16 protein-coding genes and 1 tRNA gene are annotated in these 18,165 nt (G+C 32.4%); 13 read left to right on the top strand and 4 right to left on the bottom strand.

Going from position 1 to position 18,165, the window contains the following annotated elements:
* Positions 1–7: 7 nt before the first annotated feature.
* The 3 genes from prfA to LX78_RS10925 all read left to right on the top strand — a co-directional run bounded on the left by prfA (position 8) and on the right by LX78_RS10925 (position 2,873).
* A complete protein-coding gene (prfA, locus tag LX78_RS10935; RefSeq protein WP_109682701.1) occupies positions 8–1,084 on the top strand; it encodes a peptide chain release factor 1 in 1,077 nt (358 codons plus the stop codon).
* Between the two features lie 95 nt (positions 1,085–1,179).
* Positions 1,180–1,995: an orotidine-5'-phosphate decarboxylase gene (gene pyrF / locus LX78_RS10930; RefSeq protein WP_109682700.1), complete on the top strand. Its 816-nt coding sequence runs from the start codon at positions 1,180–1,182 to the stop codon at positions 1,993–1,995.
* 86 nt (positions 1,996–2,081) lie between these two features.
* Complete coding sequence (locus tag LX78_RS10925; protein WP_109682699.1) at positions 2,082–2,873, top strand: ABC transporter substrate-binding protein; 792 nt, start codon at positions 2,082–2,084, stop codon at positions 2,871–2,873.
* Between the two features lie 2 nt (positions 2,874–2,875).
* Here LX78_RS10925 and LX78_RS10920 read toward each other — a convergent pair whose 3' ends face one another.
* Both LX78_RS10920 and LX78_RS10915 read right to left on the bottom strand, forming a co-directional pair.
* Positions 2,876–3,076: a Lacal_2735 family protein gene (locus tag LX78_RS10920; RefSeq protein WP_109682698.1), complete on the bottom strand. Its 201-nt coding sequence runs from the start codon at positions 3,074–3,076 to the stop codon at positions 2,876–2,878.
* A gap of 191 nt (positions 3,077–3,267) precedes the next feature.
* Complete coding sequence (locus tag LX78_RS10915; protein ID WP_109682697.1) at positions 3,268–3,975, bottom strand: DUF4197 domain-containing protein; 708 nt, start codon at positions 3,973–3,975, stop codon at positions 3,268–3,270.
* Between the two features lie 233 nt (positions 3,976–4,208).
* Here LX78_RS10915 and LX78_RS10910 point away from each other — a divergent pair, with 233 nt between their 5' ends.
* Complete coding sequence (locus LX78_RS10910) at positions 4,209–7,625, top strand: methylmalonyl-CoA mutase family protein (protein WP_109682696.1); 3,417 nt, start codon at positions 4,209–4,211, stop codon at positions 7,623–7,625.
* Positions 7,626–7,808: 183 nt separating this feature from the next.
* Here LX78_RS10910 and LX78_RS10905 read toward each other — a convergent pair whose 3' ends face one another.
* On the bottom strand, positions 7,809–8,951 hold the full coding sequence (locus tag LX78_RS10905) for an acyl-CoA dehydrogenase (RefSeq protein WP_109682695.1): 1,143 nt from the start codon (positions 8,949–8,951) through the stop codon (positions 7,809–7,811).
* A 30-nt stretch (positions 8,952–8,981) separates the two neighbouring features.
* On the opposite strand from LX78_RS10905, the gene LX78_RS10900 reads away from it, so the two are divergent.
* The 8 genes from LX78_RS10900 to LX78_RS10865 all read left to right on the top strand — a co-directional run bounded on the left by LX78_RS10900 (position 8,982) and on the right by LX78_RS10865 (position 16,216).
* The gene (locus LX78_RS10900) at positions 8,982–10,109 is read left to right on the top strand and encodes an anhydro-N-acetylmuramic acid kinase (RefSeq protein WP_342766617.1); all 1,128 of its coding nucleotides are present in this window, start codon (positions 8,982–8,984) and stop codon (positions 10,107–10,109) included.
* A 72-nt stretch (positions 10,110–10,181) separates the two neighbouring features.
* Positions 10,182–11,408 (top strand): Glu/Leu/Phe/Val dehydrogenase dimerization domain-containing protein, encoded by a 1,227-nt coding sequence (locus LX78_RS10895; RefSeq protein ID WP_109682693.1) that lies wholly within the window; start codon positions 10,182–10,184, stop codon positions 11,406–11,408.
* A gap of 9 nt (positions 11,409–11,417) precedes the next feature.
* Positions 11,418–12,815 (top strand): sodium:proton antiporter NhaD, encoded by a 1,398-nt coding sequence (nhaD, locus tag LX78_RS10890; RefSeq protein WP_109682692.1) that lies wholly within the window; start codon positions 11,418–11,420, stop codon positions 12,813–12,815.
* A 52-nt stretch (positions 12,816–12,867) separates the two neighbouring features.
* Positions 12,868–13,569 carry a MotA/TolQ/ExbB proton channel family protein gene (locus LX78_RS10885; protein WP_109682691.1) on the top strand — a complete coding sequence of 234 codons (702 nt, stop codon included), beginning with the start codon at positions 12,868–12,870 and terminating at the stop codon, positions 13,567–13,569.
* Entirely contained in the window at positions 13,569–13,961 is a 393-nt protein-coding gene (locus tag LX78_RS10880; protein ID WP_109682690.1) for an ExbD/TolR family protein, read from the top strand. The genes LX78_RS10885 and LX78_RS10880 overlap by 1 nt, the downstream gene beginning before the upstream one ends.
* A gap of 2 nt (positions 13,962–13,963) precedes the next feature.
* Complete coding sequence (locus LX78_RS10875) at positions 13,964–14,857, top strand: energy transducer TonB (RefSeq protein WP_109682689.1); 894 nt, start codon at positions 13,964–13,966, stop codon at positions 14,855–14,857.
* 3 nt (positions 14,858–14,860) lie between these two features.
* Positions 14,861–16,078 (top strand): bifunctional folylpolyglutamate synthase/dihydrofolate synthase, encoded by a 1,218-nt coding sequence (locus LX78_RS10870; protein ID WP_109682688.1) that lies wholly within the window; start codon positions 14,861–14,863, stop codon positions 16,076–16,078.
* A 63-nt stretch (positions 16,079–16,141) separates the two neighbouring features.
* A tRNA-Val gene (locus LX78_RS10865) sits at positions 16,142–16,216 on the top strand.
* A gap of 45 nt (positions 16,217–16,261) precedes the next feature.
* On the opposite strand, the gene LX78_RS10860 is transcribed toward LX78_RS10865, so the two are convergent.
* A complete protein-coding gene (locus LX78_RS10860) occupies positions 16,262–17,116 on the bottom strand; it encodes an AraC family transcriptional regulator (protein WP_109682687.1) in 855 nt (284 codons plus the stop codon).
* A gap of 134 nt (positions 17,117–17,250) precedes the next feature.
* Here LX78_RS10860 and LX78_RS10855 point away from each other — a divergent pair, with 134 nt between their 5' ends.
* Entirely contained in the window at positions 17,251–18,165 is a 915-nt protein-coding gene (locus LX78_RS10855) for a dihydrodipicolinate synthase family protein (RefSeq protein ID WP_109682686.1), read from the top strand.

The raw sequence follows: 18,165 nt of genomic DNA, 5'->3' as shown, positions 1-18,165 counted from the left end.
ATGATACATGTTAGATAAATTACAAATAGTAAAGCAGCGTTTTGATGAGGTTAGCGATTTAATAATCCAACCAGATATTATTACAGATCAAAAACGCTATGTAGAATTAAACAAAGAATATAAAGATTTACGTTTATTAATGGATAAACGTGAGCAATATATAGAACTTACAGAAAACCTTAAAGAAGCCGAAGAAATTATTGCAGATGGAAGCGATGCCGAAATGGTAGATATGGCTAAAATGCAATACGATGAAGCTAAAGAAGGTATTCCAAAATTAGAAGATGAGATTAAATTTTTATTAATCCCTAAAGATCCTGAAGACTCTAAAAATGCTGTGGTAGAATTACGTGCAGGAACTGGTGGAGATGAAGCTAGTATTTTTGCAGGAGATTTATTTAGAATGTACACCAAATATTGCGAAAGCAGAGGATGGAAAGTAGATACTGTAGATTATAGTGAAGGAACAAATGGTGGTTTTAAAGAAATTCAATTTGAAGTCACTGGTGAAGATGTTTATGGAACTCTAAAATTTGAAGCAGGAGTACATCGTGTACAACGTGTACCACAAACCGAGACTCAAGGACGTGTACATACAAGTGCAGCAACAGTTATGGTGTTTCCAGAAGCTGAAGAATTTGATGTAGAGATTAACCCTAAAGATGTTCGTATCGATTTTTTCTGTTCGTCTGGTCCTGGTGGTCAATCGGTAAACACAACCTATTCTGCAGTGCGTTTAACTCACGTTCCTACAGGTTTAGTAGCCCAATGTCAAGATCAAAAATCGCAACATAAAAATAAAGAGAAAGCTTTTAAAGTATTACGTTCACGTTTGTATGATATTGAATTGGCTAAGAAGAATGCTGAAGATGCCGAAAAACGTGGTTCCATGGTAAGTTCTGGAGATAGAAGTGCTAAAATTAGAACGTATAACTATCCTCAAGGTCGTGTAACAGATCATAGAATTGGACTTACTTTATACGATTTAAGTAATATTGTAAATGGCGATATACAACGAATTATTGACGAACTTCAGTTAGCTGAAAATACGGAGAAATTAAAAGCAAATACTGACGTGATTTAAAAAAAAATAGCTACTAATACACGAATATTTTTATTTAATGAATTTCGTTTAAGTAAGAATTAGTTAAACGTTCGTGAATTTGTGGCAAATAGAGTATGACGACACTACAACTTATTTCAGAAATCAAAAAAAAGAAATCCTTTCTATGTATTGGATTAGATGTCGATAAAAATAAAATCCCACAACACTTATTAAATGAAGAAGATCCAATTTTTTCATTTAATAAAGCCATAATAGATGCAACACACCACTTATGTATCGCTTATAAACCAAATACGGCTTTTTATGAAGCCTATGGTATAAATGGATGGAAATCTTTAGAAAAAACTATTAACTATCTTAATGAAACCCATCCAGAAATCTTTACCATAGCTGATGCCAAACGTGGAGATATTGGAAACACAAGTAGCATGTATGCAAAAGCTTTTTTCGAAGATTTGGCTTTTGATAGTGTGACTGTCGCACCTTATATGGGAAAGGATTCTGTAGAGCCTTTTTTGGCTTTCGAGAATAAACATACTATTATGTTGGCTTTAACGTCAAATGAAGGTGCTTTCGATTTTCAGACAAAAAAAGTGGATGGAAAAGAATTATACAAACAGGTTTTAGAAACATCTAAAACTTGGAAAAATTCAGAGAACTTAATGTATGTTGTTGGAGCAACCAAAGCAGAATACTTTGCTGACATTAGAAAGTTTGTGCCAGATAGTTTTTTATTAGTGCCAGGAGTTGGTGCACAAGGTGGAAATTTGCAAGATGTCTGTAAATACGGAATGAACAAAAATGTGGGCTTACTTATCAATTCTTCAAGAGGCATTATTTATGCGTCTAATCAAGAAGATTTTGCGCAAGCAGCAGCAAGAGAAGCAAAAGAACTTCAGCAGGAAATGGAATTTATTTTAGATAAGTAATTTCATTTCGAGGAATAATAACAAGCCAGTATTGAGCGCAGTCCAAATGTGGCAATCTTTTTCTTTAATTATAAATTTTCTTCATAATGACTATAGTAGACCAACTAAATAGAAGTATACAGATAGATTATATTCCTAAACGTATTGTCTCTTTAGTACCTTCACAAACAGAATTGCTTTACGATTTAGGTTTAGAATCATTACTTGTTGGAATTACAAAATTCTGTGTGCATCCTCATCATCTTATCACAAATGTTACAGTAGTTGGTGGAACAAAACAAGTTCACTTAGATAAAATAATATCACTTAATCCAGATATTATTTTGTGTAATAAAGAAGAAAATACAAAAGCTATGATTGAGGAGTTAGAGAACATAGCTCCAGTTCATTTAAGTGACATTTACAATATTGAAGATTGTTTAGAATTAATTAAAATGTATGGAAGTCTGTTTTTAGTAAAAGATAAGGCTGAAAATATAATTTCAAAAATTAAAAAGGAACAGCAAGAATTTCAAGTTTTTATTAAAGATCAACCTCAATTAAAAACTGTTTATTTTATTTGGAAAAATCCCTGGATGATTGCTGGAAATAATACGTTTATAAATGCATTAATGTCAATAGGGAAATTTGATAATTACTTTGAAAATTTAGAGAGATATCCTGAAATTGATTTAGAAAATGATATGGATAATCAAGTAGAAGTTATCATGCTTTCAACAGAACCGTTTCCATTTAAAGAAGAACATGTTAAAGCTCTTAAATTAAAATTTCAACAAGCAAAAATATTGTTGGTTGATGGAGAATTGTTTTCTTGGTATGGTTCTAGACTAACCAAATCTTTTCAATATTTTAAATTACTACGAGAGACATTAGTCTAAAATTAAATAGTAGATGGCTTTGCAGGTTCTCTACTTAAGTATTTTAATCTGTTCAGTTTGTTTAAAAGCTTAATAGCTCTAAACTCTGAAATATCACTCATAGCACAATCTGTTTGTCGCAAGTTATATGCCTGTTCTATAAGTTGTTTGTAGCGTTGTTGTAACCTGATTTGGTTTGCTTTTAATTCAGATAAATTTTCCATTACTCATACCTTTTGAATAATAAATATATCTAAATTAATAGAATTCAGCAAGTTAAATCATTAGTTTGTTAATAAAAAAAAATCGATTAAGCTATAATCGATTTAATATTAAGAATTAATTTACTTATTTTATACTTTTTTGGAGATACAAAAGTGTTTTGTTTTTTAATGAGTATAAAACATAATGCTCTTTAATCTTGCAAAGCAAATACTTGTTTTAACAAATTGGTTGTTCTGGACGAATATTTGGTTCTAATATCTTTTTCTTCAACAGCAATCATTTTATAAACACCTTTAAGAGCCTCTTCAGTAACATAATCTGTTAAATTTGGATTCACATTTGTAGTAAAAGGAATGGAGTTGTATTTGTTAATTAAATTAGACCAAATTTGGTCTGCTCCAACTTTCTGAAAAGAACTATTTATTATCGGATGAAATTCAGAGTATAAAGAACTTTCCGTTTTACCAGCTAAATAGCGAGTAGCTGCATCATCAGCTCCAAGTAAAATGCCTTTTGCATCACTAAATGTAATATCTTTTACAGCGTTTACAAATATTGGTGTGGCAGTGCCAACAGCATCTTCTGCAGCTCTATTAAGCACTTTTAAACCTTCATCTGCAAGACTTCCTAATCCAATATCACGAAGTGCTTTATCAACTTTTTGTAGTTCTTCTGGAAGCAATATTTTAACTAAATCATTTTTATAAAATCCATCTGTTTGAGTTAGTTTAGTAACTTGCTTATCAATACCATAATCAAGGGCTTCACGCAAACCTGCAGCAATTTCTGTATTACTTATGCTTGTGGTTCCTTCTGGTAATTGATTAACTACCTCCTGTAATTCTGCACAAGCAGTTATATTAAGTATTAAAATGAATCCTATAAATTGTCGTAACATGTTTTGGGTTTAAAATTTTCAGCAAAGATAATTTTACAAATAAGAACATTTCAATTATTATGCCTATTATTTTGTTTTGGATTCTTTAGCTCTAATCAAATGTAAGTGCTGTTTTGATTTGTAGATTCTTATAATGTGCTTAAAATGCCAAAAAATCTTTCAATATTCCTTAAATTTGCCTCACGAAAAATTGAAGTTTAATTAATATTATTTTCGTTAAAGCGAAATATACTATGAAACAAGTTACTCCATATAAACCAAAACACAAAGTTCGTATAGTTACAGCTGCATCTTTATTTGATGGTCATGATGCGTCTATAAATATCATGCGCCGAATTATTCAAGCAACAGGTGTTGAGGTAATCCATTTAGGTCACGATAGAAGTGTTGAAGAGGTTGTAAATACAGCCATTCAGGAAGATGCAAATGCTATTTGTTTAACGTCTTATCAAGGAGGTCATAACGAGTACTTTAAGTATATGTACGACTTGTTAAAGGAAAAAGGAGCAGAACACATCAAGATTTTTGGTGGAGGTGGAGGTGTTATCTTACCTTCAGAAATTAAGGAATTGATGGATTATGGAATATCTAGAATCTATTCTCCAGACGATGGTAGAGAGCTTGGCCTTCAAGGTATGATAAACGATTTGGTAGAGCAATCGGACTTTGCTATTGGAGATTCTTTAAATGGAGAAATAGATTTACTTCCTAAGAAAAACTCAAAATCTATTGCACGTATCATTTCTTCTGCAGAAAACTTTCCAGAAGTAGCAAAAGACACTTTAGATAAAATTCATAAAAAAAACAAGAACTCTAAAACGCCAGTTTTAGGAATTACAGGTACTGGTGGAGCAGGAAAATCTTCTTTGGTAGATGAATTGGTTAGACGCTTTTTAATCGATTTTCCAAAAAAGACAGTTGGTTTAGTTTCTGTAGATCCTTCAAAACGAAAAACAGGAGGCGCTTTACTAGGAGATCGTATTCGAATGAATTCGATTAACAATTCTAGAGTTTATATGCGTAGCTTGGCAACTCGTCAGTCTAATTTAGCCTTGTCTAAATATGTTCATGAAGCTGTTGAGGTTTTAAAAGCTGCTGAATACGATTTAATTATTCTTGAAACGTCTGGAATAGGACAATCTGATACCGAAATTATAGAACATTCAGACGTATCATTATATGTTATGACACCAGAATTTGGTGCAGCTACACAGTTGGAGAAAATTGATATGCTCGATTTTGCCGATTTAGTAGCAATAAACAAATTTGATAAACGAGGTTCTCTTGATGCATTGCGTGATGTAAAGAAACAATACATGCGTAACAATAACCTTTGGGATGTACATCAAGACGATTTGCCTGTATTTGGAACAATAGCATCTCAATTTAACGATCCAGGAATGAACACGCTTTATAAAGCTGTGATGGATAAACTTGTTGAAAAAACAGATACTGACTTAAAATCTACTTTTCAAATTACAGATGAAATGAGTGAGAAGATTTTTGTTATTCCACCTTCAAGAACTCGTTATTTATCTGAAATTGCTGAAAACAATCGTGCTTACGATAATAAGGCTAATGAGCAAGTTGAAGTTGCTCAAAAACTATTTGGAATTTATAAAACGATTGAATCTGTTGTTGGGAAAACACCAGAATTAGACAAAGCAGGAATTGATTCAAAATCTATAGAATCTAAAGAGAACAAAGATTTTATTAAAATGCTTGTTGGAGAATTCGATCGAGTAAAACTAAATTTAGATCCTTACAATTGGGAAGTTATTACTGGTTGGAGTGAAAAAGTAAATACATATAAAAACCCAATTTATTCTTTCAAGGTAAGAGATAAAGAAATAAAAATAGAAACACATACAGAATCGCTTTCACATTTACAGATACCAAGAGTCGCTTTACCAAAGTATCAAGCTTGGGGAGATATTTTAAAATGGTGTTTACAAGAAAATGTGCCAGGTGAATTTCCTTATGCTTCAGGATTATATCCATTTAAAAGAACTGGTGAAGATCCAGCACGTATGTTTGCAGGTGAAGGTGGTCCAGAACGTACTAACAGACGTTTTCATTATGTAAGTGCAGGATTACCAGCAAAACGTTTATCTACTGCTTTTGATAGTGTGACACTTTACGGAAACGATCCAGATTTACGACCAGATATTTATGGAAAAATTGGAAATGCTGGAGTTTCTATTTGTTGTTTGGATGATGCCAAGAAACTATATTCAGGTTTCGATTTAGCAAACGTCATGACTTCGGTAAGTATGACTATTAATGGTCCTGCGCCAATGTTGTTAGGCTTTTTTATGAATGCAGCTATAGACCAACAATGTGAATTTTACATCAAAGAAAATGGTCTAGAGAAAGACGTTGAAGCAAAAATTGCTAAAATTTATAAAGAAAAAGGAATTGAAAGACCAAAATACAATGGCGATTTACCAGAAGGAAACAATGGTTTAGGTTTAATGCTTTTAGGTGTTACAGGAGATCAAGTGTTGCCAGCAGACGTTTACGCTGAAATTAAAAAGAATACCATTGCTCAAGTTAGAGGAACTGTTCAAGCTGATATTTTAAAAGAAGACCAAGCACAAAACACGTGTATTTTCTCTACAGAATTTGCATTGCGTTTAATGGGAGATGTTCAGGAATATTTTATTGAGAATAATGTACGTAATTTCTATTCGGTTTCAATTTCAGGATACCATATTGCCGAAGCTGGAGCTAATCCAATTACGCAACTAGCATTAACGTTATCAAACGGATTCACTTACGTGGAATACTATTTAAGTCGCGGAATGGATATCAATAAGTTTGGACCAAACTTATCGTTCTTCTTCTCGAATGGAATCGATCCAGAATATGCTGTTATTGGTCGTGTAGCTAGAAAGATTTGGGCAAAAGCTATGAAGCATAAATATGGGGCTAATTCCAGAGCTCAAATGTTGAAATATCATATTCAAACATCTGGACGAAGCTTACATGCTCAGGAAATAGATTTTAACGATATTCGTACTACGCTTCAAGCACTTTACGCTATTTACGACAACTGTAACTCATTACACACAAACGCCTACGATGAAGCCATTACAACACCAACTGAAGAATCAGTACGTCGTGCTATGGCCATTCAATTAATTATCAATAAAGAGTTAGGATTAGCTAAAAATGAAAATCCAATTCAAGGGTCATTCATTATTGAAGAGTTAACAGATTTAGTTGAGGAAGCAGTGCTTTTAGAATTCGACAGAATAACTGAAAGAGGTGGTGTTCTTGGAGCCATGGAAACCATGTATCAACGTAGTAAAATACAAGAAGAAAGTTTGTATTATGAAACTTTAAAGCATAATGGTAAGTTTCCTATTATTGGAGTTAATACATTTTTAAGCTCAAAAGGATCTCCAACGGTTTTACCAGCAGAAGTGATTAGAGCTACTGAAGAAGAAAAACAATTTCAAATAAAAACGTTAGAAAATCTTCATAAAGCAAATGATACAAAAGCTTTATTAAAAGCACTTCAGCAAAAAGCTATTCATAATGAAAATATTTTTGAAGCTTTAATGGATGTTTGTAAAGTATGTTCTTTAGGTGAAATTACTTCAGCTCTGTTTGAAGTTGGAGGTCAGTACAGACGAAATATGTAAGCAGTGAATCACTTATCCTATACTTGTTTTGGGATCTTAGAGAACTACTTATTAATAAAAAAAATCCTGAGTATACGCTCAGGATTTTTTTATCTAAAAGTATTATTCTTAAAATATCTTTCGATATTCTTGAAAAAGGGATTCTAATCTCTCAAAACTCCTCGAGATTCACAAATAAGAATGTTAATCTCTCAAGACACCTCTCGAGATTACAATTTTTTGAATTTCACTAGTGCCTTCGTAAATCTGAGTAATTTTTGCATCACGCATTAAACGCTCTACATGGTATTCTTTTACAAATCCATTACCACCATGAATTTGTACAGCTTCAACAGTATGTGTCATTGCTACTTGAGAGGCATAAAGTTTCGCCATTGCACTAGACATATCGTAATTATTTCCTTGATCTTTATCCCAAGCAGCTTTCATAACTAACATTCTAGCAGCTTCAATTTCAGTTGCCATATCTGCTATTTTAAAAGCAATGGCTTGATGGTTGCAAATTTCTGTTCCAAAGGCTTTACGTTCTTTAGAATATTTTAAAGCCAGTTCGTAAGCTCCAGAAGCAATTCCTAAGGCTTGAGCTGCAATTCCAATACGCCCACCAGAAAGTGTTTTCATAGCGAATTTAAATCCAAAACCATCTTCACCAATTCTATTTTCTTTAGGCACTTTTACATCGTTAAATTGTAAGGTGTGTGTATCGCTACCTCTAATTCCTAATTTATCTTCTTTTGGTCCAACATCAAATCCAGGCATCCCTTTTTCAACTATAAAAGCGTTGATTCCTTTATGCCCTTTATCTTTATCAGTTTGTGCAATTACTAAGTATACTTCTGCACGTCCACCATTGGTTATCCAGTTTTTGGTTCCGTTTAAAACATAGTGGTCTCCCATGTCTATAGCAGTAGTTTTTTGCGAAGTCGCATCACTACCTGCTTCTGGTTCGCTTAAACAAAAAGCACCAATAACTTCACCTGTGGCTAATTTTGTTAGATATTTTTGTTTTTGTTCTTCATTTCCATAAGCTTCTAAACCATAACAAACCAAAGAGTTGTTTACAGAAACCATAACTGAAGCAGAAGCATCTATTTTAGATAACTCTTCCATTATTAGCACATAAGAAATAGCATCCATTCCAGATCCACCATATTTAGGATCTACCATGATGCCCATAAAACCAAGCTCACCCATTTTACGAACTATCTCGTTTGGAAATGTTTGAGCGTTATCTCGTTCAATAACACCAGGAAGTAATTCGGTTTGTGCAAAATCGCGAGCAGCATCGCGAATCATTATGTGTTCTTCTGTTAGATTAAAATCCATAGTTTCTTGTAATTGTAGAATTATTAAAAAGTGATCAAAGATACTTTTTTATTAGCATTTTTTCAAAACGGATTGCTATTTTTACAGGATATGAATAAAAGTGAATATCGCATAGTTGGAGTGATGTCTGGAACCTCGTTAGATGGCGTAGATGTGGTGTTTGTAACTTTTTACAAACAAGATGATGATTGGTCTTTTAAAATTCATGCTTCTGAAACGATAGATTATTCCGAAAAATGGCATTCAATACTTAAAGATCTTGTTACTAAAACGTATGAAGATTTACAGAATATTGATGAAGAATATACGTTGTATCTAGCAAATATTATAAAGCAGTTTATAGATAAACATCAAATAAAAAATTTAGATGCCATCTCTTCACATGGACATACAGCTTTGCATCAACCTGAAAATAGTTTGACTTATCAAATAGGTAATTTGCCTAGTTTGTATCAAATACTTAAAACAACCATTGTTTGTAATTTTAGAATTCAAGATGTAGCTTTTGGAGGTCAAGGAGCTCCATTGGTGCCAATTGGAGATAAGTTGTTGTTTTCTGATTATGAGTTTTGCTTGAATTTGGGAGGATTTGCAAATATTTCAACAGATATTAAGGGTCAAAGAATTGCATTTGATATTTGCCCAGTAAACATTGTGTTAAACTATTACGTGTCTTCTTTAGGATTCGATTTTGATAATGAAGGCAATATAGCATCTACAGGAGAGATTCACCAAGAGCTTTTAGACCAATTAAACAATTTAGATTATTATAAATTAAGTTACCCAAAATCCTTAGGTCTAGAATGGGTTAATCAAGAAGTTATTCCTTTAATTGATAGTTTTAAATTATCAATTAAAACTATTCTAAGAACTTTTGTAGAACATGTAGCTATTCAAATATCAGATGAAATAAATAAAAAATCTTCAGCAAGTGTTTTAATTACTGGAGGTGGAGCATACAATGTTTTTTTAATAAATCAGTTAAAAAAGAAAAACATAAATCAATTAATCATTCCAGATAAAGATTTAATTAATTTTAAAGAAGCCATCGTATTTGCGTTTTTAGGAGTTTTAAAATTAAGAGAAGAAGTTAACTGTTTAAGCAGTGTTACTGGAGCAAAACAAAATCATAGTTCAGGAATAATTTATAATCATTAAAATTATTATAATTTTAATACGAAAGGGTTTTAGTTTTTTATATTTGTTTCACATTTTTAATCAACCAACTGAATGAAAGAATTACTTCAAAAGTACGAAGCCAAAGAGCCGGAAATTATATTTAATTGGAAAGATCCAGAAACAGATGCTGAAGGCTGGACAGTTATTAATTCGCTCAGAGGTGGAGCAGCTGGTGGAGGAACCAGAATGAGAGAAGGACTTGATATGAACGAGGTTTTGTCTCTAGCTAAAACTATGGAAGTTAAGTTTACAGTATCTGGACCACCAATAGGTGGAGCCAAATCTGGAATTAATTTCGATCCAAAAGATCCTAGAAAAAAAGGTGTTTTAGAACGTTGGTATAAAGCAGTATCTCCATTGCTTAAAAGTTATTATGGAACAGGTGGCGATTTAAATGTAGATGAAATTCATGAAGTGATTCCTATTACAGAAGAATCTGGTGTTTGGCATCCTCAAGAAGGTGTTTTTGAAGGACATTTTAAACCTACTCAAGCAGATAAAATTAATAGAATTGGCCAATTGCGTCAAGGTGTTATTAAGGTTATAGAAAACCCGAATTTCTCTCCAAGTGTCGACAGAAAATATACGGTTGCAGATATGATTACAGGATTTGGTGTAGCTGAAGCTGTAAAACAATATTACGCCATATATGGAGGTTCTGTAAAAGGAAAGAAAGCCATTGTTCAAGGTTTTGGGAATGTAGGTTCAGCAGCAGCATTTTATCTGTCTCAAATGGGAGCTAAAATTGTTGGAATAATTGATCGTGCTGGAGGATTAATCAATGAAGATGGATTTACTTTTGAAGAAATTACAGAATTATTTCTAAATAAAGATGGTAATACACTAGTTGCTGACAATTTGATTCCTTTTGAAGAAATGAATCGTCGCATATGGTCTTTAGAAACAGAAATATTTGCTCCATGTGCAGCATCTAGGCTTGTTACACTTCATCAAATAGATGAAATGATTGATACTGGATTAGAGGTTATTTCATGTGGTGCCAATGTGCCTTTTGCAGATAAAGAAATTTTCTTTGGTTCTATTATGGAGCATACAGATTATAGAGTGAGTTTAATTCCAGACTTTATTTCTAATTGTGGAATGGCAAGAGTATTTGCTTATTTTATGGAACGAAAAGTTCAAGTTACTGATGAAGCTATTTTTAATGACACTTCAGAAACAATTCGAAAAGCTATTCAAAACGTATATAATAAAAATCAATCAAAAACAGGTATAAGTGAAACAGCTTTTGAAATAGCTTTAACTCAACTTATTTAATTAAATTTTATGGAAACAATAATAATATTAGTATTTGTTATAGGTTATTTAGCCATAACATTAGAGCATAATTTAAAAATTGATAAGCTAATACCTGCCTTAGTAATGATGGCTGTTTGTTGGGCATTAATAGCTTTGGGTTTAGAACATTTTCCAATTTGGTTTGATTCTGCTAAACATACCTTATTAGAAAATTTTGGAATGCTAGGACATGAAGAAAAGATGCATATTATGGAGGAGACTCTATTGCATCATCTAGGAAAAACATCCGAAATTTTAGTATTCCTTTTAGGAGCCATGACCATCGTAGAAATTATTGATTATTTCGATGGGTTTGCAACTATAAAAAGCTTTGTTAAGACTAAAAGTAAGAAACGCATCTTATGGATTTTTGGGTTTTTAGCGTTTTTTCTTTCAGCTATCATAGATAATTTAACAGCAACTATTGTATTAATTTCAATTTTGCAAAAACTGATTAGTGATAGAAATATAAGAATTTGGTATGTTGGTTTAATTGTAATTGCAGCTAACGCTGGAGGAGCTTGGTCTCCAATTGGAGATGTAACAACTACTATGTTATGGATTGGTAAAAAGGTTACTACAGGACATTTATTTGTCTATTTATTTATTCCATCTCTACTATGTATGTTAGTACCTACTTTTATCGCTTCATTTTTACCTATTTTTAAAGGTGAATTTGAAAATGAGAATGTAGATGAAGAAGATAAACCTAAAAGTAGATTTAGTTCAATCATGCTGTACTTAGGACTAGGAGGTATTGTATCTGTACCTATTTTTAAAACAATAACCCATTTACCACCTTATGTTGGTATGATGTTAGCGCTAGGTGTTGTAGCTATTTTTGCAGAACTCTATAGTAGTTCAAAATTCACATTATCTCATTCCGAACATCAAGGAGGAGATTCTCAAGGACATCATAGTCCAGTACATAGTTCACTTTCTAAAATTGAAATGCCAAGTATTTTATTTTTCTTAGGAATTTTAATGGCAGTAGCAGCACTAGAATCTTTAGGTATTTTATTCGGTTTTGCTACAAGTTTACAAGATAATATGCCAATGCTAGGTACAGAATTGCATCATGGAGGTGTGTCGGATTTAGTGGTATTACTTTTAGGTGTTGGATCTGCAGTAATTGATAACGTGCCATTAGTAGCTGCGAGTTTAGGAATGTTCTCTGAACCTATTGATAATGAATTATGGCATTTTATTGCATATTCTGCAGGAACAGGAGGAAGCATGTTAATAATTGGTTCAGCTGCAGGAGTTGTTGCTATGGGAATGGAAAAAATAGATTTTTTCTGGTATTTGAAAAAAATAGCATGGCTTGCGTTAGTTGGATTTTTGGTTGGAGCAGTTGCCTTTATGTTTACCAGAACTATATTTTAATTATAATTTAATTATTAAACACACGTTATAAACGTAATAATAAAATTTATTTATGCTAAATACTTTAATACAAGATGCACAAGAAAGTACAGAGTTGCTAAATGATGGTGAATCTGTAGAAAAAACATTATCTATTATAGAGTTAATAACTAGTGGTGGAACTGCTGGAATGGTAATTATTACGCTATTATTTGTTCTATTAATTGTTGCAACGTACATCTATTTTGAGCGCTTGTTTGCAATTAAAGCTGCCTCAAAAATGGATGCTAATTTTATGAATCAAATAAAAGATCATGTTACAAATGGTAAAATAGATTCTGCTCAAGTTTTATGTGCTCAAGTAAATTCGCCTGTATCTAGACTTATAAGTAAAGGTATTTCTCGAATAGGAAAACCTTTAGAAGATATAAATACTGCTATAGAAAATGCAGGACGTTTAGAGGTTTATGGCCTTGAAAAGAACGTGAGTGTTTTGGCAACCATATCTGGAGCAGCTCCAATGATTGGATTTCTTGGAACGGTTATTGGAATGATTCTTTCCATATTTGAAATTGCAAACTCAGGTGGTCAAATAGATATTAAATTATTAGCCGATGGATTATATACAGCCATGACAACTACAGTTGCTGGTTTAATAGTTGGTATTATTGGATATATAGCTTACAATCATTTAGTTGTTAAAACCGATAAAGTAGTGTACCAAATGGAGGCTAATTCATTAGAATTTTTAGACCACTTAAACGAACCTATTTAATGAATTTAAGAGGAAGAAATAAAGTAACACCAGAATTCAATATGTCGTCCATGACAGATATTGTCTTTCTGTTGTTAATCTTTTTTATGCTCGCATCTACTTTAGTTACTACTAACGCGATAGATATTTTATTACCTAAAGCCAGTGGTAAAACTGAAAACAAGAAATCGGTTGCAGTAAGTATTAAAAAAGACTTGACTTATTATATAGATCAGAAACGAGTTGGAGAAAGTATGTTAGAATCTGAATTGATTACAGCCTTATCTACCGAAGAAAAACCCACTTTAGTTTTAAGAGCAGAGAAATCTGTTCCTGTTGAGCATGTGGTGAAAGTCATGGATATTGCCAATAGAAACAAGTTTAAGGTTATTTTAGCTGTGAAACCTAATTAGTAATGAAATATTTTGAGACCATACATGAACGAAATTCAGCAAGAATAACAGCGCTTATTTCTGTGTTGATTATTTTGTTACTGTTTGTTGTTGGAACTCAATATATGGATCCACCTGAAGAATATGGAGTTGCAGTAAATTTTGGTACTACAGACTTTGGTAGTGGAGATGTACAACCTACAAAACCTATTAAATCTGAACCAAGAGAAGTTAAAGAGCAACCAAAAGAAGATGTTGTAAAACCTGAACAAAAACAACCAGAAGCTGCTGCTTCTAAAACAAAAGCCGAAGATGTTTTAACAGAGAACAACGAAGAAGCTATTGCCATAAAAAAACAAAAAGAAGCAGAAGCTAAAGCTAAAAAACTTGCAGATGCCAAAGCAAAAGCCCAAGCTGAAGCAGATGCTAAAGCAAAAGCCGAAGCAGACAAATTAGCAAAAGAACAAGCTGAAAAAGAGGCTAAAAAGAAAAAATTAGATGCATTAATTGGTGGTGTTAGTAAATCTGAAGGACAAGAAACTGGTGGAGAAGGAGACGATAATAAAGCAGGAGATAAAGGACAATTAGATGGTGATCCTTATGCAGCAAGTTATTTTGGAGAGCCAGGTTCTGGAAATGGAGGCGTAGGTTATGGTTTAAAAGGCAGAGGTGCTCCAACAAAAAAGGTGTTTAAACAAGATTGTAACGAATCTGGAATGGTTATCGTGAAAATAGTTGTGAATAGAAATGGGGATGTTATTGAGGCAGAACCAGGCGTAAAAGGGACTACCAATACAGCCGAGTGTTTAATGGAACCTGCAAAAAAAATTGCCTTATCGCATAAATGGCGAGCAGATAACAACGCACCAATTAAGCAGATGGGTTTTGTTAAAGTAAACTTCAATTTAGGTCAGTAAAACATGACATATCAAGATACTATTAATTGGATGTTCTCTCAGCTTCCAATGTATCAAAGACAAGGAAAATCTGCTTATAAAGCAGATTTAAACAACACACTTTTATTAGCTGAACACATAAAGAACCCACAAAACAAAATAAAAACTATTCATGTGGCTGGAACTAATGGAAAAGGTTCTACAAGTCATATGCTATCTTCTATTTTACAAGAAGCTGGATATAAAGTCGGATTATTTACTTCGCCACATTTAAAAGATTTTAGGGAACGGATAAAAATCAATGGAACAGTTGTAAGTAAAGTTTTTGTAAATGGTTTTATAAAACGGAACAAAGCCTTTTTAGAGGAACAAAGTTTGTCGTTTTTCGAAATGACCTCAGGTATGGCTTTCGATTATTTTTCAAAACAAAAAGTCGATATTGCTATTATTGAAGTAGGTTTAGGAGGTAGATTGGATTCTACAAATATCATTACTCCTGAAATTTCAGTTATTACAAATATAGGATTCGATCATACTCAGTTTCTTGGAAATACCTTAGAAGCCATTGCTTTTGAAAAAGCAGGTATTATAAAACCACAAGTTCCTGTGGTTATAGGAGAAACACAAAAGGAGACTAAAGAGGTGTTTTTAAATGTTGCCAATAAGAATCATTCAGATATCTATTTTGCAGACACCTTGATAAATGAAATTCTACCTAGCGATTTAAGAGGTTTGTATCAGCAAAAAAATATAAAAACCGTTTTGCAAACTATTAAAGTTTTAAAACCAAGTTCATATAAAATTTCAGATGAGCAAATCAAATCTGGACTACTTCACGTAGTTAAAAACACTGGATTACAAGGTAGATGGCAAATACTACAAGAGCAGCCTAAGGTAATTTGCGATACAGCACATAATAGAGAAGGACTAAATTACATAGTTAAACAGTTAGAAGAAGAAGTATATAGCCACTTGCACATAGTTTTTGGAGTGGTAAATGATAAAGATCTCAGCTCAATTTTAGACATCATGCCAAAAAAAGCAACATATTATTTCTGTAAGCCAGATGTTCCTCGTGGTATGGAAGTACATATGTTGCAAAAGAAATTTCTCTCTGCAGGGTTTAAAGGTGCTAGCTATGTGAGTGTAAATGAGGCTTTAAAAAATGCTAGAAACCTAGCATCTGATTCGGATTTAATTTATGTTGGTGGCAGTACTTTTGTTGTTGCAGAAATAATTTAATTTTTTTATGAAAAAGTTTTTGCAGTATGGAAAACTAATTTATATTTGCAGTCCAATTACAAAGGGCGCGTAGCTCAGTTGGTTCAGAGCACCTGGTTTACACCCAGGGGGTCAGGGGTTCGAATCCCTTCGCGCCCACATTAAATAAACAATCCACACTTTTAAGTGTGGATTTTTTTATTTCTACATGTTATGAGAGTATTCGTTCTTATAAATTAAAGGAGTTAAGTGTTTCACTTTTTTAAACTGTCGATTAAAATTTGAAATATTATTAAAACCTACTTTATATGCTATATCAGAGATAGTGAGATTTTTTTTAGACAACAGTAGTTTACAAGCATGTTCGATACGTAGTTCGTTTAAAAATTGCCCATAAGTTTTATTGGTGTATTTTTTAAAATACTTACAGAAGGCATTTTTAGTCATGTTGGCAACATTTGCTATAGATTCTAAGGAAATGTCTTTATTATAATTGTTCATAGTGTATTCAAAGACATCACGCATACGTTCGCCTTCAATAACAGAAAATGTTTTTTCATATATAAAAGAAGATAAACTTTTATAATCACTGATTGAAAAAAGGTTTAGTAATTGTAGAAGTATTATAAATCTTTCAGATTTTGTTGCAGTTTTAATCCTTTTGAAAAGAGATATAATCTTAGTTTCATGAGATGTGATTTTAAATCCGTGTTTCGCTCGTTTAAAAAATGCTTGAGATTCTGCTAATTCGTCCAAACTGAAAAAGTCTTTACCAAAACTAGTTTCAGTAAAAAACAAAGAAATCATATGCGATTGTTTATGTAATTCTTGATCGCTTTTAAACACATGTGGTAACTGACTTCCTATTACAATTACATCTCCTGATTTATAATAATTAATAGTGTCTCCTACAATTAAAGTGCCTTCTCCTTTTACAATATAACTTAATTGAATTTCTTCATGTTGATGGAGTTTATCATAAAAAAAAGGCTCTAAGTCTTCTTGGAATATTAATGCAGCCGATTCTGGTTTTGGTATTTTAAAGGGAAGGACTTTCATATTGAATACAAAATTAAGCAAAAACGATTAAAAAACGATTAAAATAAGATAATATAGTATAATACATGGATAAAAATGGATTATTATTATATAGATGTCTGAACTAATTTTGTGTCATTAAAAACATATATATTATGAGTATTCAATGGAAAGGCGTTATGCCAGCAGTTACAACAAAGTTCACAGATGCAGATGAACTAGATTTAAAAATGTTCGAAGTTAATATCAAAGCGCAATTAGAGGCAGGAGTTCATGGTATTGTACTAGGTGGTACTTTAGGTGAAGCCAGTACGTTATTAGATGAAGAAAAAAGAATGTTGACTACAACTACTGTTGACATTGTTAAAGGAAAAGTTCCTGTGCTAATTAATGTTGCAGAGCAAACAACTAAAGCGGCTATTCAAGCAGCTCACAAGGCTGAAGAAGATGGAGCTCAAGGCTTAATGATGTTACCTCCAATGAGATATAAATCTGGAGACAGAGAAACTGTAGAATATTTTAAAGCTGTAGCAAATAATACGTCGTTACCAATTATGATTTACAATAATCCTGTGGATTATAAAATTGAAGTTTCATTAGACATGTTCGAAGAGTTATTAAAATGTAACAATATTGAAGCTGTTAAAGAATCTACAAGAGATACAACAAATATTACACGTATAAAAAATCGTTTTGGAGACCGTTTAAAGATTATGACAGGTGTTGATACCATTGCTCTTGAAAGTTTGTTATTAGGTGCCGATGGTTGGGTTGCTGGATTAGTTTGTGCTTTCCCTGCAGAAACAGTTGCTATTTACGAATTACAAAAAGCAGGAAGAATAAAAGAAGCTCTAGAAATTTACAGATGGTTTATGCCTTTGCTAGAGTTAGATATTAACGCTAAATTAGTACAGAATATTAAATTAGCAGAAGTTGCTACAGGAATTGGTACTGATAATGTTAGAGCACCACGATTACCACTTATAGGAGATGAGCGTAAACACGTATTAAAAGTGATAGAAGAAGGATTAAAAAACAGACCAACACTTCCAAATTATAAGAACTTATAA

This window comes from Xanthomarina spongicola, assembly GCF_003148645.1.
Taxonomy (GTDB): Bacteria; Bacteroidota; Bacteroidia; order Flavobacteriales; family Flavobacteriaceae; genus Xanthomarina; species Xanthomarina spongicola.
This window is presented reverse-complemented; position numbering and strand designations above follow the sequence as displayed.